The sequence below is a fragment of the Streptomyces sp. JNUCC 63 genome (assembly GCF_054366325.1).
In genome coordinates, this window is record NZ_CM135963.1 from 7,684,402 (window position 1) to 7,710,580 (window position 26,179).

Below are 26,179 nucleotides of genomic sequence, written 5' to 3' on the forward strand. Positions count from 1 at the left end.
TTCCCGCGCAAGGCTGAACGGCGCGGGGGCAGGGCACCGTTTACCGGTGGCCAAGGTGCTGGGTGCCTTCCGGGTCACACCACTGGCAGGAGTTCGGCCGTGGGGCCGCTGGTGGTGATCCGGCCGGTGTCCATCAGGTGGGCGGTGTCGGTGTAGCGGGTGATCAGGTGGTGTTCGTGGGAGACCACGACGAGGGTCGTGCCGTGCTCTTTGCGCAGGCGGGTGAGGAGGTCCATGACGGCCGTGGCGGTGGTGGTGTCGAGGGCGGAGGTGACCTCGTCGCAGAGGAGGATGTCGGGGCCGGCGGCGAGGGCGCGGGCGATGGAGACCCGCTGGCGCTGGCCGCCGGACAGCTCGCTCGGACAGCGGTCGGCGAAGTCGTTGGGGAGTTCCACCTGCTGAAGGAGTTGGGTGACCCGCTCGGGTATCTCCTTGGCCGTGAGGCTGGTGTGGAGGCGTAGGGGGCGGGCCAGCTGGTGCCCTATGGTGCGCCGGGGGTTGAGTGCGGCGAGCGGGTTCTGCGGAACGAGCTGGATGCGGCGCTGCTGTTCGCGGGTCCGGCGGCGCGCCGTGGCGGCCAGGGCCTGGCCGTCGAGGGTGAGATGGCCGCTGGTGGGCGGGTGCAGTCCGGCGAGGACCCGCAGGAGGGTGGTCTTGCCCGATCCGGAGGGGCCGATCACGGCGGTGGCGGAGCCGGCCGGCGCCGTAAAGTCGAGTTCGGCCAGGGCGGGGCGGCGGTTGCGACCGTCCCGGAAGCAGACCTCTACACCCTGCGCGGACAGCCCTGGCCCGGATGGGCGTTCCGATACGGCCGTTGCCGGTGGCTCGGCCTTGCGCGGCGCGGGAGTTGGCGGCTGCGTGCCGCGCGCGGTGAGCCGGACGGTGTGGTCGGCCCACGCCTCGGCCAGGGCGGGGTCGTGGGTGGCGAGGACGACGGCCAGGTTCCGGCTGGTGGCGAGGCGGCGCAGCAGGTGGGCGATCTCGTCGCGCAGGGCGGTGTCGAGTCCGGCGGTGGGTTCGTCCAGGAGGAGGATCTCCGGGGTGCGGGCGAGGGCCCGGGCGAGGGCGACGCGCCGCTGTTGTCCGCCGGACAGGGCGGTGGGCCGTTGGCCGAGGAGGTCGGTGGGGAGCCGGCACTCCGTCAGCAGGGTGCGGACCGACTCGGCGGAGGGGTCCATGGCCAGTTCGGCGACCAGGCGGTGGACCGTCATTCGGGGGTTGAGTGCCGAGCCGGGTTCCTGGCCGGCGTAGGCGACACGGGTGCGGCGCAGGCGTCGGAGTGCGTCGGGGGTGAGGGTGTGGGGCTGCGTGCCGAGGACGTCGAGGGTGCCGGCGGTGATCGCGGCCCGGTCGGGTAGGTGGCCGATGAGGGCGCGCAGCAGTGTGGTCTTGCCTGATCCCGAGGCGCCGGCCAGGGCCGTGACCTGGCCGGACCGGACGACCGCGGAGGTGGCGGGCAGTAGGACGGTGCCGTCGGGCAGCGCGATTTCCAGGCCGGTGACGGTCGCCACCGGCTGTGCCGCGACGGCCGGGGCATCCGTTCCGGTGCGGGCTCGGTCGTGGTGGGTGAGGTCGCTCACGAGCGGGTGACCGCCTTCTGCGTGGTGTCGGGGGCCAGGGCCTGGGTGGCGAGGTTGATGGTGATGGCGACGGCCGCGATGGCCAGGCTCGGGGCGACGACGGCCCAGGGGTTGAGCAGGATGCCGGGGGCGTTCTCGCGGACCATCAGTGACCAGTCGGATGCCGGGGGTTGGGGTCCGATCTGGAGGAAGCCCGCCATGGAGATGATGTAGACCGCCTCCACGAACCGCAGTCCGAAGAGGGTCAGGACCGTGGAGCGCAGGTTGGGCAGCAGCTCGCGCAGGGCGATGTAGGCGGTGGACTCGCCGCGGGTGATGGCCGCCTCGACGTAGCCGGCGGAGGCGAGCGGGGCGGCGGCAGCGGCGACGACCCTTACCGCGTAGGGGATTCCCAGGACGACCGCCGCGGCGATGACGGCCCAGCGTCCGCCGCCGGGCCAGGTGAGGGCGATCAGCATGATGCCCAGCAGCGGCGGCAGCAGGATCGCGACGTCGGCGCAGCGTTCGACGGCCCGGCCGAGCGCGGGGCGCAGGACGGCGAAGCAGCCGATGAGGGCGGCGGCCGCGGTGACCACGGCGGCCACGAGCAGCGCGCCGGCCACGAGGAGGGTGCCGCCGTGCAGGAGGCGGCTGAGGACGTCGCGGCCCAACTGGTCGCCGCCCAGCGGGGCGTCGGCGCTCGGCGGGGCGAACGGGGCGGTGACCGGCGAGTCGATGGCATGCGGGGCCAGCAGGGGACCGGCGACGGTGAGGACGAGGGGCAGGACGGCGACGGCGGTCAGCACCAGGGGGCGGGTGCGTCCGGTGCGCCGGCGCGCGACCGCCGGGGCGACGGTGGTGGTCATGCGCTCTCTCCCAGGGTGGCCTCGCGGATCAGGTCCGCGGTGAGCAGGACGAGGCTGATGACGGCACCCGCGCAGGCGACGACTCCGGCGATCAGCGGGGTGTCGCGCGAGGCGACGGCACCGGCCAGCAGGTTGCCGATCCCGGGGTAGTTGAAGAGGGTCTCCACGACCACGGCGCCGCCCAGCAGCATGCCGGTGGAGGTGGCGAAGCCCGCGGCGATGGCGGGCCCGGCGCCGGGCAACTGGTGGCGCAGCAGCACCCGGTGGACCGGCAGCCCGTCCAGGTGAGCGGCCTCCACATGGGTGGTGGTGGCCTGGTCGGCGAGGGCTCCGCGCACGATCCGGACGTTCCAGCCGGTCTGCGGGATGACCAGGGCGATCACCGGCATGATCAGCATGGTCCACTGGGCGGGCTTGCCGTCGCTGCCGGTGACGGTGACCGCCGGGAGCCAGCCGGTCCACAGCGAGAGCACCAGCAGCAGGACCACGGAGATCACGAACTCGGGCAGGGCGAACGCTGCCGTCGAGGCGTGGCCGATGACGCGGTCGATGAGCCGGCCCGGGCGGGCGGCGGCCCAGCAGCCCAGCAGCAGGGAGAGGACGACCGTGAGGGCGAACGCGCTCAGGCCCAGGATGAGGGTGTTGGGCAGCGGGTCCGCGAGCAGGTCGGTCACCTTCTGGCCCTGGGCGGAGGTGCCCAGGTCACCGGTCGGCAGGGCGGTCATCCAGTCCCAGAAGCGTTCCCATACCGGCCGGTCCAGGCCCAGCTGGTGCCGGCGAGCGGCGAGATCGGCCGCGGTGGCGCCGCGTTCGGAGGTGGCGCTGGCCGCGTCCCCGGGCAGCAGTTCAACGGCGGCGAAGACCACGGCCAGCAGGACGATCAGCAGGAGCGCCCGACGGGTGAGAGCGGCGGCCACCCGTACGGCCGGGTGGCGCGCGCGGCGCGGCGCGGTGGCCGTCCCCGCCGGGGGAGCGGCCATCGCACCGGCCTGGGTGAGCGGGCTCAACTCAGCCACACGCCCTCGAGCTGGACGCGTCCGTAGCCGGCGAGCTTGGGCAGGTTGCGCACCTTGGAGGCGGCCAGGTCGATGCCGTCGGCCATGCCCCACAGCAGGTAGCCGGAGCTGTCGTACTCGATCTGCTGGAGCTGCTTGAGGTAGCCGGCGCGCTGCTTCCCGTCCTTCGTGCCGATGACCTTGCGGTAGGCGGCTTCGAACTCCTTGTCCGCCCAGCCGGATTCGTTCTGTCCGGCGTCGCTGACCATGGTCTTGGAGGCGAAGAAGACGACCGAGTCGTTGGTGCCCCAGTAGGTGGTGTAGAAGTCGCCGGCCTTCCAGGTCTTCTGCCAGAACGCGCCGGACTCCTGCTTGACGACGTTCACCTTGATGCCCGCCTCGCGGGCCTGGTTGGCGAAGAGGGCAGCGGAGTCGGCGAGGCCCGCGATGTCGTCGGTGGTGACCAGGTCGTAGGTCTTGGACAGGTCGAAGCCCGCGTCCTTCAGCAGCGTCTTGGCCTTGGCGAGGTTCCGGGTGCGCTGGGGGATGTCCTTGGCGTAGTCGGGGTCGCCGGTGCCGAGGATGTCGTTGGCGACGGTGCCGTAGCCGGACAGGACCTGCTTGACCATCGCCTCGCGGTCGACGACCAGGCGCATCGCCTCGCGCACCCGCTCGTCCGCGAACGGGCTGCCCTTGGCGGTGCGCATGACGATGGGCATCGCCATGTCGTTGGGGCGGCGCAGGATCTGGAGGTCCTTGCGGGTGGCCGCGGTGCGGGCGGCGACCGCGCCGGCGTTGGAGGCAAGGTCGATCTGGCCGGCGAGGAGCGCGTTGGCCATGGCCTGCGGGGTCTCGAACATGGTGACCTCGATGGCGTCGAGGTGCACCGCCGGGCCGTACCACTTGTCGTTGCGCACCAGGCGGGCGTTGCCGCCGCGGTACCAGTCCAGCTTGAACGGGCCGGTGCCGGGCGCTTTGGCGATCTCCGATTCCTTGGTCCCCTTCTTCAGCACGAAGGTGGTGAACCGGGTCAGGACCGGGAACTCGGCGTTGGCGTAGTCGGAGACGATGACGACGGTGTCGGTGCCCTCGGCGGTGATGTTCTCGGCCTTGATACCGGGCAGCCGGGCCGAGCCGGACGGGGTGTTGCGCAGGCGCTTGAGCGACCAGACGACGTCCTCGGCGGTCACCGGGGTGCCGTCGTGGAAGACCGCCCCCTTGGCGATCTTGAACTTCCAGGTCTTCAGGTCGGCCGACGACTCCCACGAACTGGCCAGGCGGGCCACGGTGTTGGACTTGGCGCCGGGGACGGTGAGGGTGTCGTAGACGAGGGCGATGATCAGGTAGTCGCTCTCGTTGGCCTGGGTGCCGTGCGGGTCGCGGGTGATGGCGCTCGCCCGGCCCAGCGCGCCCACCCGCAGGGTGCCGCCGCTCTTGGGCTTGCCATTGCTCGCCGCCGGGTCGGAGGAGGTATCGCCACCGCTGGAGGAGCAGGCGGCGAGCAGGGTCGTCGCGCCTATCGCCCCGCCGGCCCACAGCACTTGGCGCCTGTTGATGTTCACGTACGTCCTCGTTCCACGAAGCCACAGGTTGCTTAGGTTTGCCTACCCTAACGGCAACCGCCTCCGCAAGATGCCGCCCGCAATGAGACGTACGCCCGGAGTCATCCGACGAAAACTAGAGATTAGGTTTGCCTAACCTAAATTAGGTGCTAGCGTCTTGGCGCGCCGGGGTTCCGCAGCACGCAATCACCCCAACGGCATTTTCTCTGCGGCCAGTTGCATATTCGCCACCCGAAGCCGGGGAGCCGCGCCAGGAAACCGGCCCCCCATGACCCCGACTGAAACGGACTTCTTCGCCATGAGCACGGCAGCCGCACCTGTCCGCCAGCTCGATGCCCGCACCGTGGGTGAACTCCACGGGGCGGCGGAGGAACTGCTCGCCGAGTTCGGCACGTCCGCCACCAGCCCCCAACTCCTTGCCCGCGTCCAGGAAGTCGTCGGAGGCTTCAGCGACACTCTGCGGCACCACTGCCGGCCCGTCGACACCGCCGACGGGCTGTTCGTCCTGCGCGGCCTCGAGGTCGACGACACCAAGATCGGTCCCACACCGGCCGGCTGGGCCACCGCCAGCGACAGCGGTGCCCTCTACGACATCGCCCTGCTGCTGCTCGCCACCGTGATGGGCAACCCGATCGCCTGGGAGGGCCAGCAGGACGGCCGGTTCGTGCACAACATCGTCCCCTCTCCGGGACACGAGACCGAGCAGACCGGCGCGTCGTCCACCGTGCTGCTCAGCCCCCACACCGAGGACGCCTTCCATCCCGGCCGGGCCCACCTGCTGATGCTCGGCTGCATGCGCAACCACGACCGGATCGCCACCACCGCCGCCAGCATCCGCAAGGTCAGGCTCGCGGACACCGACATCGACCAGCTCACCCGCGCGGTGGTGCCGATCCTGCCCGACGACGCCTACGAGGCCGCCCAGCACTTCACCGACCAGGCCCCGCCTCCGGTGCCCGCGCTGTTCACCGCCGAGGAGGGCATGACGCTGCGCTACGACCCCGCCTACACGCCCCTGGAAGACGCCGGCGAGGCGTACCGGGCGGCGTACGGGCGGCTCTCGGACGAACTCGCCCGCGTCTCGGTCGCCGTCAGCCTCGGCCCCGGCGAGGTGCTCGTGGTCGACAACGACCTCGTCGTACACGGCCGGGTCCCCTTCCAGGCCCGCTACGACGGCACCGACCGGTGGCTCAAGCGGACCTCCGTCCGCGTCCCAGGCCGGCACACCCGCCCGCCGACCGAAGCGTCCGAGCACGGATACGGCCAGGCCGCCCTCGAAGCGTACGCGAGCTGAACACCCGCACCACACGGGAGGAATCACCCATGACCGACACCTCGACCGCCCCCGCCGGCACCCCGGTATCCGGCGACGACAAGCACCTGCGGATCCTGTCCACCAGCGACCTCGCCGGGATCGAGATATCCCTGGCCGACGTGGTGGAAACGGTGGAAGGCGCCTACCGCACCCTGCACGCCGGCCAGTCCGACAACCCCCGCAAGCTCACCGTCAAGCCGCAGGACGGACACTCCGTCTCCTACGCGATGCTGGGCCGGGACGGCTCCCGCAACGTCGTGGCGATCAAGACGTCGTACAAGCACGGCCTGGACAAGGGCCGCGAGGAGCAGCACTACTACACCGCCCTGACCATCTACGACGACGTCACGGGGCTGCCGGTGGCGATGATGGACTGCTCCCGCATCGGCTCCCTGCGCACCCCGGCCGTCTCCGCCCTCCTCACCCGCGAGTGCGCCGTGCCCGGCGCCCGCTCCGCCCTGGTCATCGGCACCGGAACCCAAGGGCGCCTCGCCCTGCCCTTCCTGCTCACCACCGTTCCCTCCCTGGACCGCCTGATGGTGTTCGGCACCCACCCCGAGGGCATCGCGGCCGTCCGCGAGCAGTTGCGCGCCCACTTCCCCGACCGGGACGTCGAGATCGTCACCGATCTGCGGGACGCCGCCGCGGACGCCGACGTCATCGTCGCGACGGCCGACGCCCACACCCCGGCCGCCGTCGAAGCGAGTTGGCTCAAGCCGGGCGCACTGTCCGTGCTCGTCGGACACGGACTCTCGCCGTCCACGTTGCACCAGGCCGACCGCGTCATCGCCACCAGCGAGGCGCAGATGCACGTCACCGGCACCGACATGGCCGACGCCGACGGCAAGTTCCCCGCCGTCGACGCCGAGCTCCCGGCCGTGATCGCCGGGATCACCGCCGGGCGGTTCAGCGAGAGCGAGCGGATCTTCGCCTACAACAGCGGTCTCGTCGTCACCGACATCGCGCTCGGCCACCGCTTCGCCCAACTGGCCATCGCCCAGGGGCTGGGCACCGAGGTGCCGCTGTGGCAGTGACCACCAGCGGGCATCCGGCCCTTCCCGCACGGCCCGATGCCGCCACCGACGCGGTCGTGGCCAGCGGGCTCCTGCCCGAACTCGCCTACGCCCTGGGCGGCCCCTTCCACTTCCTCCTGCCCGACGCCTTCGACGCCAACCTGCACGCCATGCGGGAAGCCCTGGTCGCGGCCGGCGTGGACGGCTTCGTGTACTTCGCGAAGAAGGCCAACAAGGCAGCCGTCTTCACCGAACGCGCCGCGGCCCTGGGCGCCGGAGTGGACGTGGCCTCCGCCGGGGAACTGCGCGAGGCGCTCGGCCACGGAGTGCGGGGCGAGCACCTCGTGGTGACCGGGCCCGCGAAGGATCCCCACCTGCTGTGCCTGGCCCTCCAGCACGGAGCCCTCGTCGCCGTCGACGCACTCGACGAGCTGGACACCGTCATCACCAGCGCGCTGAACGGGCGCGTGCGCCCCGCCCGGATCCTGCTGCGCGTCCTACCCCCCATCCAGCCGCACAGCCGGTTCGGCATGACCGAAGAGGAACTGGCCACCGCCATGGACCGCTGCGCGAAGGCCGGTGATGCGCTGCGCATGGAAGGCTTCAGCTTCCACCTGTCCGGCTACGCCCTGCAGCCCCGCGCCGACCTGGCCGCCCGGCTCGCCGGCCTGTGCCTCACAGCCCGCGTGAAGGGGCTGGAAGCCGGCCGGATCAGCATCGGCGGCGGTCTGCCCATCAGCTACACCGACGCCGACACCTGGCACACCTTCCTCGCCACGCAGCGCCCCTCCCATTACCACGCCGGCAAGATGTTCCAGGCCAGCGACTTTTACCCCTACCACTCCCCACTTGCCGGAGCAGACGCTCTGGCCGCGCTCCTGGCGACCTGCCCCGAGAACTCCGGTACCACCCTGGCCGAAGTCCTGCGCGACGCCGGTCTGGAGCTGCTCCTCGAACCCGGCCGTGCCCTGCTCGACCGGGCCGGAGCCACCGTCTTCACCGTCCAGGGCGTCAAGGACCGTGACGGCTACCAGATCCTGACCGTCGACGGCTCCAGCCTGAGCCTGTCCGAGCAGTGGTTCAACAGCGAATACCTGCCGGACCCAGTGCTGATCCCAAAGGAACCTGACGCGCCCGCAGGAACGTTCCCCGCGAGCATCGGCGCGGCCACCTGCCTGGAATCGGACATGCTCACCTGGCGCAAGATCGCCTTCCCCCGCCGCCCACGCCCCGGTGATCTCCTGCTGTACCCGAACACGGCCGGGTACCAGATGGACTCCAACGAGTCCCCCTTCCACGACCTGCCCCTGCCACCCAAGGTCGTCATCGACCACACCGACCGCCCACGGCCCCGCTGGCGCCTGGACCGCCACTTCACCTGACCCCGCACCCCGCCGTCGCCCCCCACAGGAGCATTCGATGCCCGGAGCCCTTCAGCGCCCCGCCGTGGTCTCCCGCATATCCGACCTCATCGGCTACACCCCCCTGCTGGAACTCGCCGTCACCGAGACCGGCAGCCGCCTGCTGCTGAAGCTGGAGATGTTCAACCCCACCGGCACCGCGAAGATCCGCATGGCCCGCGCCATGGTCGACGCCGCCGAAGCCGCCGGAGACCTGCGCGCCGGAGGCAGGATCATCGAGTCCACCTCCGGCAACACCGGCCTGGGGCTGTCGGTGATCGCCGCCGAACGCGGCTACACCTTCACCGCCGTCGTCGACAACCACGCAGCCGCCGACAAACTCCGCGCGATGAAGGCCCTGGGCGCCGAACTCGTGTACGTCGTCGACGACGGCACCGAGGAACTCGCCACCGCCGCGCGTGAGGAACTCGCCGAGAACATAGCGCGCGGCCAGGACAACACCATCTTCACCGAGCAGCACAACAACCCCGCCAACGGCGTCGGCTACTTCCCCGTCGCCCACGAACTGGCCGAGGCCCTCGACGGCAGGATCGACGTACTGATCGGCGCCGTCGGCACCGGCGGCGGCCTGTGCGGCACCGGCCGCGAGCTGAGCAAGCTGATATCCGGCCTCACCGTCATCGGCGTGGAACCCAAGGGATCGATCGCCTTCGGCGGCCCCGCCCACGACTACTACCAGTCCGGCACCGGTACCCCCGAAGGCGCCGAGATCGGCGCTCTGGTCGACTTCAACCTGATCGACGAAGGCGTCAAAGTCGGCGACGTCGAGGCGTTCGCGACCTGCCGCGCCGTCGCCCGAACCGGCCTGCTGATCGGCGGCTCGGCCGGCGGCGTCGTTCACGAAGCCCTGACCCGCCTTCCCGCCCTGCCGCCGGGAACGACTATGGTCGCCCTGGTCAACGACGGTGGGGAGAAATACATGGACACCGTCTTCAACGACGACTGGATGAGCGAACGCGACCTCCTGAGCCCCGACACCGAGCGGGAAGTCGACGAACTCCTCACCAAACTCCGCAGGAACCGGTAGACCACATGCTGACCACCCTCCTCCGCGACAGCCGTGCCCTGAGCGTTCTCGCGGTCCCGCTCATCCTCACCCAGCTCGCCCAGGTCGCCCTCACGACCACCGACACGGTGATGATGGGACTGCTCGGCACCACCGAACTCGCCGCCGGCGGCCTCGCCATCGTGATCTTCAACCAGATCCGCACCATGGGCGTCGGCCTCGTCACCTCCGTCGGCAACCAGGTCGCCGCCGCGGCCGCCCGCGCCGAACAGGCGGCCCAGAGCACCAACGACGCGCAGGAGCCGGCGCACCCAGCACACGACGAGGCGCGAGCCGTGGTCCGCGCGAGCCTGGCCGTCGCCACCCTCGCCGGGCTCGCCGGCGCCGTCATCATGATCTTCATCGGGCAACTGCTGACCTGGCTCGGCCAGGACGCGGACGTCGTCCGGCTCACCCAGCACATGCTGTACGCGCTCGCCCCCGGCCTGCTGCCCTGCCTGTGGTTCCAGGCCGTCCGCCAGTTCACCGTGGGCATGCGCCGCCCCCAGGCCCTGCTCCAGATCACCCTCGTGTCCATCGGCGTCAACGCGGGCCTCAACTGGGTTCTCATCCACGGCACCTTCGGGCTTCCCCGCCTCGGTCTGACAGGCGTCGGCATCGCCACCTCGGCCGTCCACCTGCTGTCCTTCCTCGCCCTGTACATCGCCGCGCGCAGGGACAGCACGCTCGCCCCGCTCCTCACCCTCGACATCACCCGCACCGACCCGGCCGTGCTCAAGCGGCTCCTCGGCCTCGGCGTCCCGATCGCCCTCACCTACGGCTCCGAAGCCGGATTCTTCTCGGTCACCGCCCTGATGGCCGGCTCCTTCGGCCCCGACGCACTGGCCGCCCACACCGCCGTCAACCAACTCGTCTACATCGTCTTCCAGGTCGCCGTCGGTCTGTCCCACGCCGCGTCCATCAACGTCAGCCGCGAACTCGAACTCGGCAACCACGACGCCGCCCGCCGCATCAAGAACACCGCGCTCGCCTGCGCCGCCGCCGTCATGACCTGCGTCGGCATCCTCTACCTCACCGCGCCCCGGCTGGTGCTGGCCCCCTTCCTCGAAGCCGGCTCCAGCCGAGCCCTCACCATCGCCACCCACCTACTGATCGTCACCGCGTTCCTGCAGTTCTTCGACTGCGCCCAGAACATCGGCGTCGGACTCCTGCGCGGACTCCACGACACCAAGAGCGGCTTCCGCATCACCCTCATCGGCTACTGGGTCATCGGACTCCCCACCGCCTGGCTCCTCGCCTACGCCCTCCACCTGGAGACCGTCGGCATCTGGCTCGGCCTCCTCACCGGCCTCGCAGCGACAGCCATCCTCCTGCTACGCCGCTACAACGCCGCCCTCACCGCCACTGCCCGGCCCCTCACGACAGCAACCGCCTGAACCTGCGGCGGTAATAACCACGCCATCCAGCCTGCCGTGTCACCTGAACGCGAGTTCCCGGAAGATTGCGGACATCGCCATACAGCCCTCGCGTCTTGCCACCACACGCGCGGGAGCCTGGGGCGCCAGGCGGGGTCGCGGCGCAAGAGACGAGATCCGCAATCTGCGTGCACCTTCGTGCAGCACGAACCTGCCTTCAGCTTGGTGTTTAACCTCGCCGGATCACCCGACCTGCTGACCTTGGCTTCTTCACGAGACAGCAGGGCGGCCGTTCTTCACGCTTCGAGGTGTCGAGCAACGTCGCGTGAAGGAACGGCCGCTGATGAAGAGTCTCGCCCCTGAACAGTCCGCTGACGCCGCACTGGACGTCCTGTCCCACTTTCGTGTCGAGTTCTACGACTGCCTCTACACCCGCACGGATGCGCTCTTCGAGCTCACCGACGCGGTCCTGTGTGCGGATGGGCCGGTGACATCACTGGTCGAGCTGACGCTCACGGCCGAGCACCGGCGCGGGCACGGGGGAAGGCCCGCCTACTACAACCGGCGCCGCAGGCACTCCGCCCTCGGCTACCTCACACCGATCGAGTTCGAACAGCAGCTGACTACATCAACTACGCTGTCGCTCGCCGCATGAAACCCGGTGTCCACTCCCGGGGATCAACCTCAGCCGCTCAGTGGCCCCCACAGCCGGTCATGAACGGAGACTCCCGTGGGTCTCGTCGGAGACGGCCTGGACCGCGCCGTACAAGGGGCGTTGTCCGGGACGACGTCGGCGACCGGGACCAGGCGGCGGGTGCCGAAGGCCGGCGGTTCCTCGAGGCGGACTGCCGCAGAGGGCGCTGTGGGGAAGTAGTCGGAGCGTCCGTTGCCCCTTGACCGCCTGGCCTGATCTGCGGTTTCACCTGCCCGGCCCGGTCGACTGAGGCAAGTTGTGGGGCAAGCCGCCGCGGCGGGGTCTCCCGGGGAACTAGGGCCTGTCCGGCGGAACTTACGGTTTGTGGGTTACCCAGAGCAGTTCCGCCGGCCAGCGGTGTGCCCAGTCGGGTGGGTCGGTTTCGTTGTAGCCGTTGGGTGTTCCGAGTTCGGGCCGCGGCTCGATGAGGTCGTCGATGATGAGACCCGCGCCGCGCAGGACCTTGACCCAGTCGCCGTAGGTGAGCTGATAGCTGGTCGCGCCGTCGTCTTCGGCGATGGTGTTCAGCCCGAAGTAGTCCTGCTGCAGCGTCGTGGTCACGCGGCTGGCGGCTTCGTCGTAGCAAGCTTCGAACCATGGGCTGGCGACGTTGAACACCAGGCGCCCGCCTCGGCCCAAGACGCGTGCGGCCTGCGGGACGGCCAGGTGCGGGGGCGCCCAGCTGAGCCCACCGAAGTCGCAGAACACCAGGTCGAAGCTGTCGGCGGCGAAGGGGAGTTGTTCGGCGGCGCCTTGCACTAGCGGGTAGCGGGCTGCTCCCATCGCGCGGGCCGCTGCGGCGAGTTGGGCTTCGGACAGGTCGAGCCCGACCACGGTGGCGCCCTCGGCGGCGAGCGCCCTGGACCACTGGCCGGCGCCGCAGCCGAGTTCGAGGACGCGCTTGCCGGTGACGTCGCCCAGGGCGTGCAGGTGCGCGTCGGGGATGGAGTACATGCCCCACAGCCGGGGTGTGGCGCCGATTTGCGGGTCGTGCTCGTGCTGGTAGGCGCTGCTGATCTGGTTCCAGAGCCGCCGGTTGGCGGGGATGCTGTCCACGTGCCGACTCCAGCACTGCCTGCCGGGGGCGGTCAACACGATTAGGGCACTGGCCGGCCCTCGCCTCGGTCCGGCCCTGGCTCGGCCCATGATCCGCCGGACGAGCCCTAGTCGGCGTGCCCGGCCCCCCCTGACCGGGCCTGTGACGTGCGGGTCTGTCCGTCAGGACCGGACCGGTGAGGCGCCCTGCAGAACACCTTGCAGAGCGCCCTGCCGGCTGGCTGCCGGCCGCTGTCGGCGCGTCGCCGAAGCTGCCTGGGCCCGCCCCGCCCGGCCGCCGACGGGCGCCGGCCGAAGAAGCCGCCACCCGTCGGCGGCCGACGACGCGCCAGCCCCTGCCGCGCTGCCGTCAAGGCCCGGCGGGTGCCGTGCCGGTCGTCCTGACCGCCACCGGCGCCGCCTGAGTACCTGTTTCCGAAATCCGGAAAGGCAGGTCAAAACCACGGGACGAGTCCCTCGGGGAACTGCGCCGTTCGCTGAACAGTCACGGTGACGGGAACGCGAACGGATCCATCGGGGCAGGCGGTGCACCTGGAACAGGAGCCAAGGTCTCCGTGGAGACTTTGGTCCAGGGGCCCGGCTCGGTGGCGTAGATGTCAAGCCTCGTCGGCGGCAGGCCTGCCCTTGCGGGACTTAAGGATCGCACTGCTCAGTGCCATCGACGCGGGCCAGGCGACCATCGTGACGGCGAAGGCGATGGGCCACGCGATGATGAACTGCCTGGGCCATCCGGCCAGCCACTGCATGGACGGTCCCGTGATAATGAGGCCCATGATGCCCGACATCGTCGCAGCCATGATGAAGGTCATGATGACCTGAGTGAGAAGGATGCTCTTCTTGCTCATCGTCCGTTCCATGTTTGGGACGACGGCGCCCTCGATGCTCGCACTGACGCCGCCGACCGCCTTGTTGCGGGAGTTGGGCTGCGCCTCGGGTTCGCACCGTCGGGTGCGACTGCATCTCACAGGGGTGCGAGGGCTGGAATAACCACACCAGCCTGAATCTTCTAGGCCCAGTCATGTTAACGGATCTCGGAGGCTGGCGGACCTGTGCTGCCGCGCCGTAACCCCAGCGCAGCCCGTCCGCCGTGCAGGCCGACTGAACCCGCCCGTGCGCCAGGCGTACCGAGAGGCACGGGGCTTGGAGACGTCCCGTTCCGGAGTTCGGAAACAGGTACGGGGCCAAGTTGCTCACCGACACGTCGCTTTCCCAGGCGATCACCCCTTGACCACCGCCGCTTTCCCAGGCCCAGACCCCGTGACCGCCCGTATGAACACAGGCAGCCCGCGCCCGCTCCGGCTTCACCGCCGCACCCGGCACCACCGAAGACGCCCGCATCCGCCACCTCACCCTCGCCCCGCCCCGCACCACGCGGCCCGCCTCTTCGAGGCCCAGGATCGCGGTACCAGCGAACAGCAGCTGCGTGACCTCGCGGCCGAAGCGCTCGGCGAGGTCTACTTCCGCGACGGGGGCCGCCGCGCGACCGGCCTGGAGGTGGAGTTCACGGACGTCGAGCACGTGGAGTTCGACCTGTAGCAGGGACGAGCAGGACGTCCAGACCCGTCAGTGTGATGAGCCGAAGCACGATAATTGTCATCTAGGCAACCTTCTTGTCACTGACTGAGGGGCCACGAAGTTTCCGGACAGGCACCCAATAGAGTTGTCCTGAACAGGGAAACGAGGAAGAAGTGGCGCCACCCAGTAAGTACTCGCCGGAGTTCCGTGAGGAAGCCGTCCAGATCGCGTTGAGGTCAAGCAAGACGATCTCCGAAGTCGCCCGGGAGCTTGAGCTGAACTCGGAGACACTGCGCGGCTGGGTAAAGAAGTACCAGAAGCAGCAGGAACCGGCCCCCGATGCGGAACTGACGGTGAACGAGCGGGCGCGCCTGAAGGAACTCGAACGACGCAATCGCGAGCTGGAGATGGAAGTTGCCTTCCTGAAAAAAGCCGCAGCGTACTTCGCGAAGGATCCCCGGTAGCAAGCAAGTACGAGTTCATCGACGAGATGCGACTCGACACCGAGAAGTACGCATACAGCGTCGAGTTCATGTGCGGCCGACTCGGCGTCTCCAGATCCGGCTACTACGACTGGCGATCCCGCCCGGAATCCGCGACAGCTCAGCGGCGCGAAGAACTGAAATTGCTCATCGAGAAAGCCTTCGACATGTCCGACAGCACCTACGGGCACCGACGCATCCAGGCCCAGCTGCACCGCTGGGGCGTCGCCGCGGGCGTGGAGTTGGTCCGCCGCCTCATGCGCGAACTGGGCCTGGTGCCCTGCCTGCCACAGCCGAAGAGGTTCAACCTCACGCAGGCTGCGGCCGGCCAGGTGCCGGACCTCGTCGGCCGCGACTTCACCGCGGATGCGCCCGGCGAGAAGCTCGTCGGTGACATTACCTATATCGCGACCGGGGAAGGCTGGCTGTACCTCGCAACGGTCATCGACTGCTGCACGAAGGAAGTCATCGGTTACGCGATGGACGACCACTACCAAACACCACTGATATCCAGGGCGATCCGTAACGCGGCACGGAACAGGAACCTCTCGGCCGACGCAATATTTCACTCGGATCGCGGAAGTAACTACATGTCAGCCGAGTTCGGGAGGACGCTGGACCGCTTCGGGCTCCGCAGATCTGCCGGCCGCACCGGGATCTGTTTCGACAACGCCATGGCCGAATCATTCTTCGGCGCCCTGAAGAACGAGCGCGTATCAAGGGTGACTTACCTGACCCGCGAGGCCGCCCGGCAGGACATCACTCGCTACATCGAATTCTGGTACAATCGCAAACGCCTCCACTCGGCGGTGGGTTACCGCCCTCCGTTCGAAGTTCACGCCGAGTACGAGAAGTTGCGAATCGCCGCGTGAAATAAACGGTCAGAAGCCTGTCCGGGAAACGCGAAGCCCCTCAGACGTAGTGAAGTTCAGCCCATCCCGAACGCACCGCCGAGCTGCGCCGGGTGGTTACTGGGCGGTGTAGCCGCCGTCGATGGGGAGCGCGACGCCGATGACGAAGCTGGCGCCGGGGCTGCACAGCCACAGGACGGCCTGGGCCATCTCCTCAGGTGTGCCGAGCCGGCCTATGGGCTGGTTCGCTTCGGCTTCGGCGCGGTCGAGTTCTCCCTTGACGATCATGTCGCTGACCATGGGGGTGTCGATGGTGCCGGGGCAGATGGCGTTGATGCGGATGCCGCGCGGGGCGTATTCGAGGGCAGCGCTGGTGGTCAGGCCGATCACGCCGTGCTTGGAGGAGTGGTAGGAGGCGCGGCCGGGCAGGCCGACGAGGCCGCCGAGGGAGGAGCAGTTGACGATGGCGCCGCTGCCCTGCTCGCGCATGTGCCGCAGTTCGTGCTTCATGGACGCCCAGACGCCGCGCAGGTTGATGGCGTGGACGCGGTCGAACTGGTCTGCGCCTTCGTCGGCGGCGTCGGCAGGTGGGATCTGGATGCCGGCGTTGTTGTAGGCCATGTCGAGACGGCCGAACGTGGCCACCGTGCGGTCAACGGCCGCGGCGACCTGGTCCTCGTCGGTGACGTCGCAGACCAGGGCGAGGGCCTGGTGCCCGGCGTCGGTGAGGTCCTTGGCCGCCTCGTGCACCGCGGCCTCGTTGACGTCGGCAAGGGCAACGGCGGCGCCGGAGGTGGCGAAGGCGCGGGCGGCGGCCAGGCCCATGCCGGAGCTGGCGCCGGTGACGAAGGCGACCTGGCCAGTGAAGTCGTAGGTGGGGTTCACGGGGATTTCTCCTGGTGGACGGGGTGCCAGATGGCCGGATGGATTCAGGACCGCGTCGATGTCGCTTCAGTGGTCTGCCGTGGTGCCGGGATCTGAGCGTCGGGGCTGTTCTGGGTGACGATCCGGGTCGTCCCCCGCTGGGCGGCGGTGGCCAGGGCGATCAGCGGCAGCAGGGTCAGGCCCGTGAAGAGGGCGCCGATCAGCGCGGGGCCGGTCACGCCGAGAGAGGAGGCCAGGGCCTGGCCGGCAAGCGTGGAGCCGGCGGCGATGCCTGTGTTGTAGGCGGATGTGGTCAGCGCCGAGGTCAGGGTGGGCGCGTCACCGGCGAAGCGGACCGCGAGGGCGGTGACGACCGGGTTGATCGTGAACCCGGTCAGGGCCATCAGGAAGATCAGGGTGACGGCAGCTGCCGGAGTGGTGGACAGCGGGATCAGCGCGAGCAGGGCCAGCGCGGTCGCTGCGGCGGCCGGGATCGTCGTGGCCATCGGCCGCCGGTCGCCGAACCGGCCGCCGATCGCGGTGCCGCCCAGCGCGCCGGCGCCGAAGGCGACCAGGACCAGCGGCACGGCCCCGGCCGGGATGCCGGCCCGGTCGGTCAGCAGCGGGGTGATGTACGTGTAGGTCGCGAGGACCCCGCCCATGATCAGGACGGCTGCGGCCAGCGCCAGCCACAGACGGCCCTGGCGCAGCGCCCGGATCTCGTCGCGGACGGACACCTGGGCGCGCTGCGGGGTGCGGGGCAGGAAGCGTCCGATGACGGCGGCGGCCAGGGCGGCGAGGGCGGCCAGGACCCAGAACAGTCCGCGCCAGCCGGTGACGTGTCCGGTCAGGGAGCCGGCGGGGACGCCGACGACGTTGGCCAGGATCAGGCCGCCCATCATCACGCTCACGGCCCGGGTGGCGTTCGCCGGTCCGGCGGCGGCGGCGGTGGCGATGACGAAGCCGACGGCCCAGAACGCCCCAGTGGCCAGCGCGGTGACGAAACGGGCGGCCAGGACGACGGTGAAGGAGCTGGTGAGGGCCGCGAGGATGTGACCGGCGGCGAAGACCGTCAGGGCGAGAACGAGGGTGAGGCGCTGGGGCAGGCGCAGGGTGGCCAGGGCCATGGTCGGCCCGCCGAGGATCATGCCGACGGCGAAGGCCGTGACGAGCAGTCCGGCGTGGGAGACACTGGTGCCCAGGTCGGGGGCGATGTCCGGGAGGATCCCGGCGATGACGAACTCGGTGGTGCCCATCAGGAAGGTGCCGGCCGCGAGCATCCACACGACGAAGGGCAGCTTGCCCGGCGCCGGAGCGGCGGGGTGGGGCATGAAGAACTTCTTTCCAGGCTTGGAGAAGGGGTGGTCAGGTGGCGGGCTCGATGGTGATCCGCTCGGCCTTGGCCAGCTGCTCGACGGAGGCGTCGAGGTGGCCGAGGATCAGCAGGTCGGCCGAGGGGGCAGGGCCGTCCTGGTAGAAGATGGCCAAGTTGCCCCATGGCGCGTAGTAGGCCAGGTCGCCTGCCTTGGCCGCGGACGGCTGGGGGGCGCCGTCGGTGGTGAGCTTGCGCGGCGGATAGCCGATCCGCTCCGTGCCGTGGAAGTCCTCCAGCTTCAGCGTGAGCGGCAGCAGGCCGGCCAGGTCGCGAGCGGCGGGGCTGTCGTTCAGGGTGCCGTCGGCCGGCTGGCCGTCGATCGTCAGGCGAATGCGCATGGCGTTGTTCCTGTGGGACGGTGCGGATGATTCGCGCGTCGTAGCCGACGGGTGCGGGGACGGCGCAGCAGGCGGCGGCTGATCGTTGCAGGCTGTCATGGGCCAGATCAGGACGGCGAGCAGGACAGTGCGAAGGAAGGCGCGAAGCACGGGCCTGTCTCTCCAAACTCCGCTGGGTCGGATGAGCTGCCGGGCTGCGCACGCGGCAGTGCCGGGGATGGGCGCCAGCAGGGCGTGGTGGCGCGGCGCCGGGTTTCAGCCGGTGGCTGGGGCGACTGCGTACTCCTCGTCGGTGACGGGGGTCAGCCAGTGCACGACGGCGTGGTCGTCGTCGCCCTCGTTGATGGCCACATGCACCATCAGCCGGTTCGGGGCGGCGCCGTGCCAGTGCTCCTCGTCGGCCTCGAACAGGACGCGGTCGCCGGGGCGGATGACCTCCACCGGTCCGCCGCGGCGCTGGCACAGACCGACGCCCTCGGTGACGAAGACGGTCTGGCCGAGCGGGTGGCGGTGCCAGTGGGTGCGGGCGCCAGGCATGAAGTGCACCAGCGACGCGGTGACCCGGGACGGCTCGGGCGCGGCGGCGACGGCGTCGATGTAGACGTCGCCGGTGAACCAGTCGGCCGGGCCCTTGACGGTGTCGATCGAGCTACGGGTGATCTGCACGAAAGCTCCTTGTACGGGTGGCGGGGTAAGGGGCGTGGGTCAGGGCTTGAGGAGGGTCTTGATGGCGCGGCGCTCGTCCATGGCCCGGTAGCCCTCGGCGACCTGGTCCAGGGGCAGGGTGAGGTCGAAGACCTTGCCCGGGTCGATCGCGCCGGTCAGGACCCGGTCAATGAGGTCGGGCAGGTAGCGGCGTACGGGGGCGGGGCCGCCGCGCAGGCCGACGTGGGAGAAGAACAGCTCCTGCCCGTCGATTGCGACCTCATGGGGGACACCGACAAAGCCGACGTTGCCACCGGGCCGGGCCGAGTGCAGGGCCTGGCTCATGGCCTCGGCGGTGCCGACGCACTCCAGGACGGAGTCGGCGCCGATCCCGTTCGTCATCTCCTTGATCCTCTCGACACCCTCCTCACCGCGCTCGGTGACGATGTCGGTGGCGCCGAACTCCCGGGCGAGCTTCTGCCGCGTCTCGTGCCGCGACATGGCGATGATCCGCCCCGCGCCCATCTCCTTGGACGCGATCACGCCGCACAGGCCGACCGCGCCGTCGCCGACGACCACGGCGGTCGACCCGGGCTTCACCTCGGCGGCGTCGGCAGCCCACCAGCCGGTGCCCATGACGTCGGACACGGCCAGCAGGCCGGGCCAGAACTTCTCGTCCGGCACCTCGTCGGTGGCGACCAGGGTGCCCTGGGCGTTGGGGATGCGGACGTATTCGGCCTGGCAGGTGGACATGAACTCGCGGTGCAGGCAGCTCGACTGGAAGCCGTTCTTGCAGTTCGCGCAGGTGTTGTCCGAGGTCGCGAAGGAGCCGACGACGAACTGGCCCGGCTTCACCGAGGTGACTGCGGAGCCGACCTCCTCCACGAAGCCGACGTACTCGTGGCCCATCGGGTGCGGGTCACCGATCGGCTCGGCACCGCGGTAGGGCCACAGGTCCGAGCCGCACACGCAGGTCACGGCCGTACGGATGACGGCGTCGGTCGGTTTGAGGATCTTCGCGTCCTCCACGGTCTCGAAGCGGACGTCGCCGGGGGCGTAGATCATTGCTCCGCGCATGGGAGAGGTTCCTTTGCTTGCCGAGGCGTGCGATCCCGGATGCCGGGGCCGTCGCCGAGTGCAGGGCCAGATGCGAGTTCCCGTCGTGATGACCGGGCGGAAAGCACCACGTCATCCAGGTAACCCGCTCTTCGCACCCGTAGCGAGACACCATCAAGGGGTGTACTGCCAGTACATCCCTGTGGACACGGGCGGGACGTACCGTCGAAAGCGTGGACAACCAAGCAGAGGTCCGCGAGTTTCTCACCTCGCGGCGAGCGAAGATCACCCCCGAGCAGGCCGGCCTGCCCTCCGGGAACCGCCGGCGCGTGCCGGGCCTGCGCCGCAGCGAGGTCGCCGCCCTGGCCGATGTGAGCGTGGAGTACTACGCCAAGCTCGAGCGCGGCAACCTCGCCGGCGCCTCACCTGCCGTACTCGAAGCCGTCGCCCGCGCCCTCCAGCTCGACGACGCCGAACGCGCCCACCTGCTCCACCTGGCGCAGGCCGCGGACGGCTCCGACGCGCTCACCCGGCCTCGTCGCCGCACCACCCGGACCTGGACCGCACACCGGAGCCTGCAGTGGGTCCTGGACGCCGTCACAGCCGGCCCGGCCTTCGTCCGCAACGGCCGCATGGACCTCCTCGCCACCAACCAGCTCGCTCGCGCCTTCTACGACGACGTCTACGCCACGGCCGGCAACCAGGCCAACCTGGCCCGCTTCCAGTTCCTCGACCCCGCCTCCCGCCGCTTCTACCCCGACTGGGACCAGGCCGCCGACATCGCCGTCGCCATCCTGCGCACCGAAGCCGGACGCAACCCCCACGACAAAGATCTCCACGACCTCGTCGGCGAGCTCTCCACCCGCAGCGATGACTTCCGCACCCGCTGGGGCGCCCACAACGTCCGCCGCCACGGCACCGGCACCAAACGCTTCCACCACCACACCGTCGGCGACCTCACCCTCGCCTACGAAGGCCTGGAAATGGCCGCCGAACCCGGCCTCACCCTCACCATCTACACCGCCGAACCCGGCTCACCCTCCGAAGAAGGCCTACGCCTGCTCGCCTCATGGGCGGCCACACCCCAGCCCCTGACACCACACTCCGGTGGCTGACACCGCGCGCCGGAGCAGCGGGCCTCCCGCCACTCTGTGAAACCTGATCGGGATGAGCTGGGCACTACCCTGCGCGCCAACTATGGCGCTCAGCCGCCACCTAGCGCGCTCAAGCGTGCTCAGCGGGTCTGTACGGTGTGTCACTGGACAGACCCTGTCGTAGCTGGGCACCTTCGTCTCGGGCCCGAACTCCTCGTGGACGTACTGGCGGATCATGCGGTCCTTGGTCCGCATCGACACCTTCGCCATCCGCTTCGTCTCCTCGCGGACCGCCAGGACCGCCTCCCGCACCGGCTCGGAAACCGTCCGGGTTCCGCCGCTTCGGCGCAGCCAGCGGTCGTCCGCGCAGCCGACCAGCCCGAACCGGCGGCGGGCGTTCTCCCACCGGATCAGCGTGCGGTAGCCGACCGAGCTCAGCCCCAGCAGCTTCGCGTGAGCAGGGTCCAGGGCCGCGAGCTCCGCCACCTTCGCGTGCCGGCGCTCGGTGAGCGTCGTCGTCGCCGGGTCGTACTCGGCTCTCGGCTCGCCCAGGCCCGGGTGGAACGGGTCACCGGAGCGGAACCCGGTCGCCACTTCCAGCAGGTGGGCCATCCGCAGCTCGGTCAGCTCCAGCCGGTCCGCTTTCAGGTCCTCGGGCGCCTTGTGCTGGCGGCCCCGGTCGGCCCCCGCCGCCGACGTTCGCGACGACGGCCGGCACTGCGGATGGTTGGCCAGGAACCGGAAGGTCACCCGCTCGCGGGTGCCGTCGTCCTTTACCAACTGCACCCGGCCCAGGTGCGGTTCGCGCCGCTCGACCGTCCACTCCGTCCCGTCCAACACCAGCCCGGCGCCAGGGGAAAGGTCCAGCACGGCCGTCGCGATCACCGGCCCGCCTCCCCGGCGGGCATCACGAGCGAGCGGTCCTGAAGCGGGCCGGCCAGGTCGACGCCCAGCTGCCGGGACCACAGCAGGTGCAGCAACTGGGCCCGGGCGACCGGCTCGCAGCCCGTGGCCGCCGCGAGCTCGCCGAACCTCCGCCCGCCCGCCGCCTCGGCCAGCAGCACCGGCCGAAGCCCTAGTGTGCTGCGCCGGAGATCCGTCGGCAGAAATGGGCGAGGGACTCAAGGATCTCCTCGGCGGTCTTGGTCCAGATGAACGGCCTGGGGTCCTCGTTCCAGTTCTTCACCCAGGCACGGATGTCGGCTTCGAGGGCTTGGACGTTCTTGTGTGCGCCGCGGCGGATCTTCTGGTCGGCCAGGAACCCGAACCAGCGCTCGACCTGGTTGATCCACGAGGAGCCGGTCGGGGTGAAGTGCATGTGAAAGCGGGGGTGTTTGGCCAGCCACGTCCTGATCGCGGGCGTCTTGTGGGTGCCGTAGTTGTCGCAGATCAGGTGGATCTGCAGGTGCGCGGGCACCTCCTTGTCGATCCGGATCAGGAACTTCTTGAACTCCGCCGCCCGGTGCCGGCGGTGCAGGGCGCTGATGACCTCGCCGGTGGCGACGTCGAACGCGGCGAACAGCGTGGTCAGGCCGTTGCGGACGTAGTCGTGGGTGCGCCGCTCGGGCATCCCCGGCATCATCGGCAGCACCGGCTGGGAGCGGTCCAGGGCCTGGATCTGCGACTTCTCGTCCACCGAGAGGACCACCGCGCCCTCGGGCGGGTCGAAGTACAGCCCGACGACGTCGTAGACCTTCTCCACGAAGAACGGGTCCGTGGACAGCTTGAAGGTGTCCGTCAGGTGCGGCTTGAGCTGGAACCTCCGCCAGATCCGGCCGACGGTGGACTTGGACAGGCCGCTGTGCTCGGCCATCGACTTCCGTGACCAGTGCGTGGCGTTCTTCGGGATCTCCTCCAGCGTGGCGACCACGACCGCTTCCACCCGGTCCACGCCGATGGTGGGCGGCCGGCCCGGCCGGGGCTCGTCGGCCAGGCCGTCCAGCCGCTCGGCCAGGAACCGCCGCCGCCACTTGCGCACGGTGTCCGCGGAAATCCGCAGGTTGCGGGCCACCTCGACGATGGGCGGCACGCCAGGGCCCGCACAGGCCAGCACGATCCGCGCCCGTAACGCCAGCGCCTGGGCGGAGTTCGCCCGCCTCGTCCAGCGTTCCAGCACGGCACGCTCGTCATCGCCCAGCAGCAGCGGTTCCAGCTTCGGACCACGACGCGGCACCGGCACCCCGGCAGAAGAACTCATACACGATCTAACGACGGACTACCGGCGCAGGACACTAGCGGATCGGACCTCAGCCGGCGCCGCGACGCCAGCGCGTCCAGCCCTGCGAAGGCGTGCTCGCGCCAGCGGGCGGCCACCGCGTAGCGCCAGCCGCAGGCGACGGCCATCTCGGCGGCCGCGGCGAACGACTCCCGGTCCGGCTCCTTGATCAGGGGCTCGGGGCGTACGTCGATCAGCCAGACGCCGCGGCGGGTCACCGCGAGATAGTCAGGGGTGTGGGCCCGGCGCTTCCCGCAGGTCCCGAAGGAGATCTTCAGCGGCTGCGAGACGACGTCCACCACCTCGCCGGCGAAGTCCAGGGCCAGCAGCACCCGGCTCTCCTCCAGGCTCTCCGCGCCGTGGTGCCGGCCGGTACTGGTCAGGAACTGCAGGCCAGGACGGTGCCGTTGGTCCCGGCGCCAGGTGAAGTGCCGCATCGGATCGCTCGTCGGCACCGGTTCCTGTGCGAGATCGTGCACCGAGCAGGACACATCGTCCCCACCGGCCCGCCACGAGACCGTCCACCGTCTCGTCCAGCCGTCGCCCAGATCCAGGCCGGACCTGCCCGCGTCGACGGCCGTCGGCACGAAAAGGTCCTCCCAGCTGCACCGATGTGACCAAACGGACCCGCTGTCAGCGGCTTCGACTACCCTTCCCGACCCAGCACGTGTAGCGGCCATGAGCTCATCGAAGCGCCGCGAAGAACCTCAGGCTCCCGATCTTCGTTTCTGGTGGCAGAAAGACTGCTGAATGAGTGACTGTGACAAGTCGGATGCCTCGTTGGTGACAACCGCGCTGCTTCGGCCGTGCCGGTTCACCAGCTCAGCCGGTCCCACTGGTGACAACTCCTGAGCTTCGGCTCAGTGATCCGGCTACCCGACCACAAGGCTGCGCAGCTGTGCATTCGGCTGTGGGCGGCTGCGGATCACTGCCGGGGCCGGCGCCCAGGGCGCGGCGTCCGGTGACCGGGCGCGCGGGCATCGGGTCGCCGGCGGCCGGGGCGTCGGGCAGGCGTTCGGCGGCGAGCTGGGCGCGTAGCGCGGGCGGCGGGTCGGTGTCTCGCGTGCGGGACACGTTGGCGCGGACGGGTCCGGTGCCCAGCGGGCGGCGGTCGGTCATCGCCCGATTCTCCCCGCCGCCGGGATCTTCTTCTTCACCGCCCCGGCCGGGTGCTCCGGCCCGGGCCCAGGGCGCGCGTGTCGTGTGCGTGCGAGGCGGTGGACTTCTCTCCGGCTACCACCCGCTGTGACCTGCGCGTCGGTACCAGCACCGAGAGGCGCGGGCCGGACGTCGTGCTGCCCGTTCAGGCGACCGATTCCCTTACTGGTTCCCGAGGGCACCGCGTGGTGCACTGCGTCGCCAATGTCCCCTCATCGCCGGGGCGCCTACCTGCCCCGGCGGCTGGTGACCGTGCGCGGCGGGCTGAAGGACCTGGGGGACGAGGAGCTGGCGGATCTCGTCGGGCAGCGCGGTTCGGGTCCGCGAGGACGGGGTGCGGGTCACGGAGAGGCTGTGGACGCTGACCCCGGCCGGGCTGGATGTCGCCGCCGTGGTCCTGGAGCGCGAGCCGCGCGAGATGGGCGGCACCGCCAAGGCCGCCGCCGCGTCCGGCGCCAAGCACGCCCGGGCGGTCACCGACGTCCTGGCCGCGCTTCTGCAGACCCCGCCCGAGCCGACGCTGCCCGTCGTGCGCCAGCACCAGCTCGTCCCCGCCCGGACGCCGCCTGCCGACACGCAGCCGTCCGCGCGGCCGGACGGGCTCGGACCGCTGAACGCGTGGTCGACGGAGGCGGCGCTGCCGGTGGCCGGCGCCTTTCTCCGTGGCAGCGGGCGCGCCGATGCGGTGTTCGCCCTGCACGGGCACGTGCAGCCGTGGGCTGCGGTGAGGGGCCAGGCCGGGTACGCGATCCACGCCCTGCTGGTGGCCGTCCGGGTTGCGGGGGTGCAACGGTGGAGGGCGGCCCCTGCGGGAGGGATTGAGCGCGTCCTGCGGTGCGGAGGCGGGGCCGGCCGGGACCGGCGGGTGCCGGGTGAGAAGACGATCACCTCTCGGGAAGGACGCACCGTGCTTGGTGCCGTGCTACCGAAAGCTGACAGGCCGACCCCGCCATGCCATGTTGATGCATGCAGATAGCTGTTGCAAGTAGGTTGCAATAAGGGCAAGCTGGCTCCCGACGATCACCGCCTGGAAAGGGGTACCTGATGGGCGCCTACGCGCTTCCGGATCTGCCGTATGACTACTCCGCTCTCGCTCCGGCCATCACGCCGGAGATCCTGGAGCTGCACCACGCCAAGCACCACGCCGCCTATGTCAAGGGCGCCAACGACACCCTGGAGCAGATCGCCGAGGTCCGCGACAAGGACCAGATCACTCCGACCGGCCTGGTCGGGCTGGAGAAGACCTTCGCGTTCAACCTCTCCGGCCACGTCCTGCACTCGATCTTCTGGCAGAACCTCTCCCCCGACGGCGGCGACCGCCCCGACGGAGCCCTGGCCACCGCGATCGACGAACACCTCGGCGGCTTCGAGGCGTTCAAGAAGCAGCTCACCGTCGCCACCACCAGCGTGCAGGGCTCGGGCTGGGGCGTGCTGGCCTGGGAGCCGCTCGGCCGCCGCCTGATCGTGGAACAGGTCTACGACCACCACGGCAACGTCGGCCAGGGCAGCGTCCCGCTGCTCGTCTTCGACGCCTGGGAGCACGCCTACTACCTGCAGTACAAGAACGTCCGCCCCGACTACGTCACCAAGCTGTGGGACCTGGTCAACTGGGAGGACGTCGCCGCCCGCTACACCGCGGCGGCCGGCGCCTGACCACCGCACCGGCACGGCCACCGGCGGGCCG

The 26,179-nt window shown here is 70.2% G+C and carries 24 protein-coding genes and 3 pseudogenes; 12 read left to right on the forward strand and 15 right to left on the reverse strand.

Annotation, left to right across the window (positions count from 1 at the left end):
- Positions 1-74: 74 nt before the first annotated feature.
- From ACX25U_RS35575 to ACX25U_RS35590, 4 genes are all read right to left on the reverse strand, one after another.
- Positions 75-1,580 carry an ABC transporter ATP-binding protein gene (locus tag ACX25U_RS35575; RefSeq protein ID WP_454386125.1) on the reverse strand — a complete coding sequence of 502 codons (1,506 nt, stop codon included), beginning with the start codon at positions 1,578-1,580 and terminating at the stop codon, positions 75-77.
- On the reverse strand, positions 1,577-2,425 hold the full coding sequence (locus ACX25U_RS35580) for an ABC transporter permease (protein ID WP_454386126.1): 849 nt from the start codon (positions 2,423-2,425) through the stop codon (positions 1,577-1,579). The genes ACX25U_RS35575 and ACX25U_RS35580 overlap by 4 nt, the downstream gene beginning before the upstream one ends.
- Complete coding sequence (locus ACX25U_RS35585) at positions 2,422-3,342, reverse strand: ABC transporter permease (RefSeq protein WP_454394658.1); 921 nt, start codon at positions 3,340-3,342, stop codon at positions 2,422-2,424. Before ACX25U_RS35585 ends, ACX25U_RS35580 begins: the two co-directional genes overlap by 4 nt.
- Positions 3,343-3,428: 86 nt before the next feature.
- Complete coding sequence (locus tag ACX25U_RS35590) at positions 3,429-4,982, reverse strand: ABC transporter substrate-binding protein (protein ID WP_454386128.1); 1,554 nt, start codon at positions 4,980-4,982, stop codon at positions 3,429-3,431.
- A gap of 268 nt (positions 4,983-5,250) precedes the next feature.
- On the opposite strand from ACX25U_RS35590, the gene ACX25U_RS35595 reads away from it, so the two are divergent.
- The 7 genes and pseudogenes from ACX25U_RS35595 to ACX25U_RS35625 all read left to right on the forward strand — a co-directional run.
- Positions 5,251-6,276 carry a TauD/TfdA family dioxygenase gene (locus ACX25U_RS35595; protein ID WP_454386130.1) on the forward strand — a complete coding sequence of 342 codons (1,026 nt, stop codon included), beginning with the start codon at positions 5,251-5,253 and terminating at the stop codon, positions 6,274-6,276.
- Positions 6,277-6,305: 29 nt separating this feature from the next.
- The gene (locus ACX25U_RS35600; RefSeq protein WP_454386132.1) at positions 6,306-7,331 is read left to right on the forward strand and encodes an ornithine cyclodeaminase family protein; all 1,026 of its coding nucleotides are present in this window, start codon (positions 6,306-6,308) and stop codon (positions 7,329-7,331) included.
- The gene (locus tag ACX25U_RS35605) at positions 7,322-8,692 is read left to right on the forward strand and encodes a Y4yA family PLP-dependent enzyme (protein WP_454386134.1); all 1,371 of its coding nucleotides are present in this window, start codon (positions 7,322-7,324) and stop codon (positions 8,690-8,692) included. Before ACX25U_RS35600 ends, ACX25U_RS35605 begins: the two co-directional genes overlap by 10 nt.
- Positions 8,693-8,729: 37 nt before the next feature.
- Positions 8,730-9,758, forward strand: a complete 1,029-nt coding sequence (locus ACX25U_RS35610; protein ID WP_454386136.1) for a cysteine synthase family protein — start codon at positions 8,730-8,732, stop codon at positions 9,756-9,758.
- Between the two features lie 5 nt (positions 9,759-9,763).
- The gene (locus tag ACX25U_RS35615) at positions 9,764-11,173 is read left to right on the forward strand and encodes an MATE family efflux transporter (protein WP_454386138.1); all 1,410 of its coding nucleotides are present in this window, start codon (positions 9,764-9,766) and stop codon (positions 11,171-11,173) included.
- Between the two features lie 322 nt (positions 11,174-11,495).
- Positions 11,496-11,693 (forward strand): annotated as a pseudogene (locus ACX25U_RS35620) (NF041680 family putative transposase); the annotation flags it as partial.
- Between the two features lie 9 nt (positions 11,694-11,702).
- Positions 11,703-11,807: pseudogene (locus ACX25U_RS35625) on the forward strand (IS3 family transposase); the annotation flags it as partial.
- Between the two features lie 354 nt (positions 11,808-12,161).
- Here the strand turns inward: ACX25U_RS35625 and ACX25U_RS35630 are convergent.
- Both ACX25U_RS35630 and ACX25U_RS35635 read right to left on the reverse strand, forming a co-directional pair.
- Positions 12,162-12,902, reverse strand: a complete 741-nt coding sequence (locus ACX25U_RS35630; RefSeq protein WP_175430315.1) for a class I SAM-dependent methyltransferase — start codon at positions 12,900-12,902, stop codon at positions 12,162-12,164.
- Between the two features lie 596 nt (positions 12,903-13,498).
- Positions 13,499-13,747, reverse strand: coding sequence for a DUF2798 domain-containing protein (locus tag ACX25U_RS35635; protein WP_454386140.1), 249 nt, complete (start codon positions 13,745-13,747; stop codon positions 13,499-13,501).
- A gap of 440 nt (positions 13,748-14,187) precedes the next feature.
- Here ACX25U_RS35635 and tpg point away from each other — a divergent pair.
- Positions 14,188-14,438, forward strand: a pseudogene (gene tpg, locus ACX25U_RS35640) (telomere-protecting terminal protein Tpg); the annotation flags it as partial.
- 152 nt (positions 14,439-14,590) lie between these two features.
- Positions 14,591-15,771 (forward strand): IS3 family transposase gene (locus ACX25U_RS35645; protein WP_454386142.1). Its coding sequence is split into 2 segments (ribosomal slippage): positions 14,591-14,855 and positions 14,855-15,771, totalling 1,182 coding nucleotides; the frame shifts between segments, so codons are not numbered across the junction.
- A gap of 96 nt (positions 15,772-15,867) precedes the next feature.
- Here ACX25U_RS35645 and ACX25U_RS35650 read toward each other — a convergent pair.
- The 5 genes from ACX25U_RS35650 to ACX25U_RS35670 all read right to left on the reverse strand — a co-directional run bounded on the left by ACX25U_RS35650 (position 15,868) and on the right by ACX25U_RS35670 (position 20,049).
- On the reverse strand, positions 15,868-16,635 hold the full coding sequence (locus ACX25U_RS35650; protein ID WP_454386144.1) for an SDR family NAD(P)-dependent oxidoreductase: 768 nt from the start codon (positions 16,633-16,635) through the stop codon (positions 15,868-15,870).
- Between the two features lie 44 nt (positions 16,636-16,679).
- A complete protein-coding gene (locus tag ACX25U_RS35655; RefSeq protein WP_454386146.1) occupies positions 16,680-17,945 on the reverse strand; it encodes an MFS transporter in 1,266 nt (421 codons plus the stop codon).
- 34 nt (positions 17,946-17,979) lie between these two features.
- A complete protein-coding gene (locus ACX25U_RS35660) occupies positions 17,980-18,327 on the reverse strand; it encodes a cyclophilin-like fold protein (RefSeq protein WP_454386148.1) in 348 nt (115 codons plus the stop codon).
- Positions 18,328-18,582: 255 nt separating this feature from the next.
- Positions 18,583-18,993, reverse strand: a complete 411-nt coding sequence (locus ACX25U_RS35665; protein ID WP_454386150.1) for a (R)-mandelonitrile lyase — start codon at positions 18,991-18,993, stop codon at positions 18,583-18,585.
- A 39-nt stretch (positions 18,994-19,032) separates the two neighbouring features.
- The gene (locus ACX25U_RS35670) at positions 19,033-20,049 is read right to left on the reverse strand and encodes a zinc-dependent alcohol dehydrogenase family protein (protein ID WP_454386152.1); all 1,017 of its coding nucleotides are present in this window, start codon (positions 20,047-20,049) and stop codon (positions 19,033-19,035) included.
- A 212-nt stretch (positions 20,050-20,261) separates the two neighbouring features.
- On the opposite strand from ACX25U_RS35670, the gene ACX25U_RS35675 reads away from it, so the two are divergent.
- Positions 20,262-21,143, forward strand: coding sequence for a helix-turn-helix transcriptional regulator (locus tag ACX25U_RS35675; protein WP_454386154.1), 882 nt, complete (start codon positions 20,262-20,264; stop codon positions 21,141-21,143).
- Here the strand turns inward: ACX25U_RS35675 and ACX25U_RS35680 are convergent.
- Genes ACX25U_RS35680 through ACX25U_RS35695 form a run of 4 tightly spaced genes read right to left on the reverse strand, consistent with a single transcriptional unit; the run spans position 21,096 to position 23,924 of the window.
- Positions 21,096-22,007 (reverse strand): hypothetical protein, encoded by a 912-nt coding sequence (locus tag ACX25U_RS35680; protein WP_454386156.1) that lies wholly within the window; start codon positions 22,005-22,007, stop codon positions 21,096-21,098. The genes ACX25U_RS35675 and ACX25U_RS35680 overlap by 48 nt on opposite strands.
- Positions 22,004-22,186, reverse strand: a complete 183-nt coding sequence (locus ACX25U_RS35685) for a hypothetical protein (protein WP_454386158.1) — start codon at positions 22,184-22,186, stop codon at positions 22,004-22,006. Before ACX25U_RS35685 ends, ACX25U_RS35680 begins: the two co-directional genes overlap by 4 nt.
- A gap of 11 nt (positions 22,187-22,197) precedes the next feature.
- Positions 22,198-23,319: an IS630 family transposase gene (locus tag ACX25U_RS35690; RefSeq protein ID WP_454386160.1), complete on the reverse strand. Its 1,122-nt coding sequence runs from the start codon at positions 23,317-23,319 to the stop codon at positions 22,198-22,200.
- Positions 23,316-23,924 carry a hypothetical protein gene (locus ACX25U_RS35695; protein ID WP_454386162.1) on the reverse strand — a complete coding sequence of 203 codons (609 nt, stop codon included), beginning with the start codon at positions 23,922-23,924 and terminating at the stop codon, positions 23,316-23,318. Before ACX25U_RS35695 ends, ACX25U_RS35690 begins: the two co-directional genes overlap by 4 nt.
- Before the next feature lie 905 nt (positions 23,925-24,829).
- On the opposite strand from ACX25U_RS35695, the gene ACX25U_RS35700 reads away from it, so the two are divergent.
- Both ACX25U_RS35700 and ACX25U_RS35705 read left to right on the forward strand, forming a co-directional pair.
- Entirely contained in the window at positions 24,830-25,471 is a 642-nt protein-coding gene (locus tag ACX25U_RS35700) for a hypothetical protein (protein ID WP_454386164.1), read from the forward strand.
- 68 nt (positions 25,472-25,539) lie between these two features.
- Positions 25,540-26,148 (forward strand): superoxide dismutase, encoded by a 609-nt coding sequence (locus tag ACX25U_RS35705; protein WP_454386166.1) that lies wholly within the window; start codon positions 25,540-25,542, stop codon positions 26,146-26,148.
- Positions 26,149-26,179: the final 31 nt, after the last annotated feature.

Coding starts and splice junctions, on each gene's coding strand:
- ACX25U_RS35580 (WP_454386126.1), bottom strand. CDS start 2,425: ATGACCACCACCGTCGCCCCGGCGGTCGCGCGCCGGCGCACCGGACGC.
- ACX25U_RS35595 (WP_454386130.1), top strand. CDS start 5,251: ATGACCCCGACTGAAACGGACTTCTTCGCCATGAGCACGGCAGCCGCA.
- ACX25U_RS35600 (WP_454386132.1), top strand. CDS start 6,306: ATGACCGACACCTCGACCGCCCCCGCCGGCACCCCGGTATCCGGCGAC.
- ACX25U_RS35610 (WP_454386136.1), top strand. CDS start 8,730: ATGCCCGGAGCCCTTCAGCGCCCCGCCGTGGTCTCCCGCATATCCGAC.
- ACX25U_RS35615 (WP_454386138.1), top strand. CDS start 9,764: ATGCTGACCACCCTCCTCCGCGACAGCCGTGCCCTGAGCGTTCTCGCG.
- ACX25U_RS35635 (WP_454386140.1), bottom strand. CDS start 13,747: ATGAGCAAGAAGAGCATCCTTCTCACTCAGGTCATCATGACCTTCATC.
- ACX25U_RS35655 (WP_454386146.1), bottom strand. CDS start 17,945: ATGCCCCACCCCGCCGCTCCGGCGCCGGGCAAGCTGCCCTTCGTCGTG.
- ACX25U_RS35660 (WP_454386148.1), bottom strand. CDS start 18,327: ATGCGCATTCGCCTGACGATCGACGGCCAGCCGGCCGACGGCACCCTG.
- ACX25U_RS35670 (WP_454386152.1), bottom strand. CDS start 20,049: ATGCGCGGAGCAATGATCTACGCCCCCGGCGACGTCCGCTTCGAGACC.
- ACX25U_RS35690 (WP_454386160.1), bottom strand. CDS start 23,319: ATGAGTTCTTCTGCCGGGGTGCCGGTGCCGCGTCGTGGTCCGAAGCTG.
- ACX25U_RS35705 (WP_454386166.1), top strand. CDS start 25,540: ATGGGCGCCTACGCGCTTCCGGATCTGCCGTATGACTACTCCGCTCTC.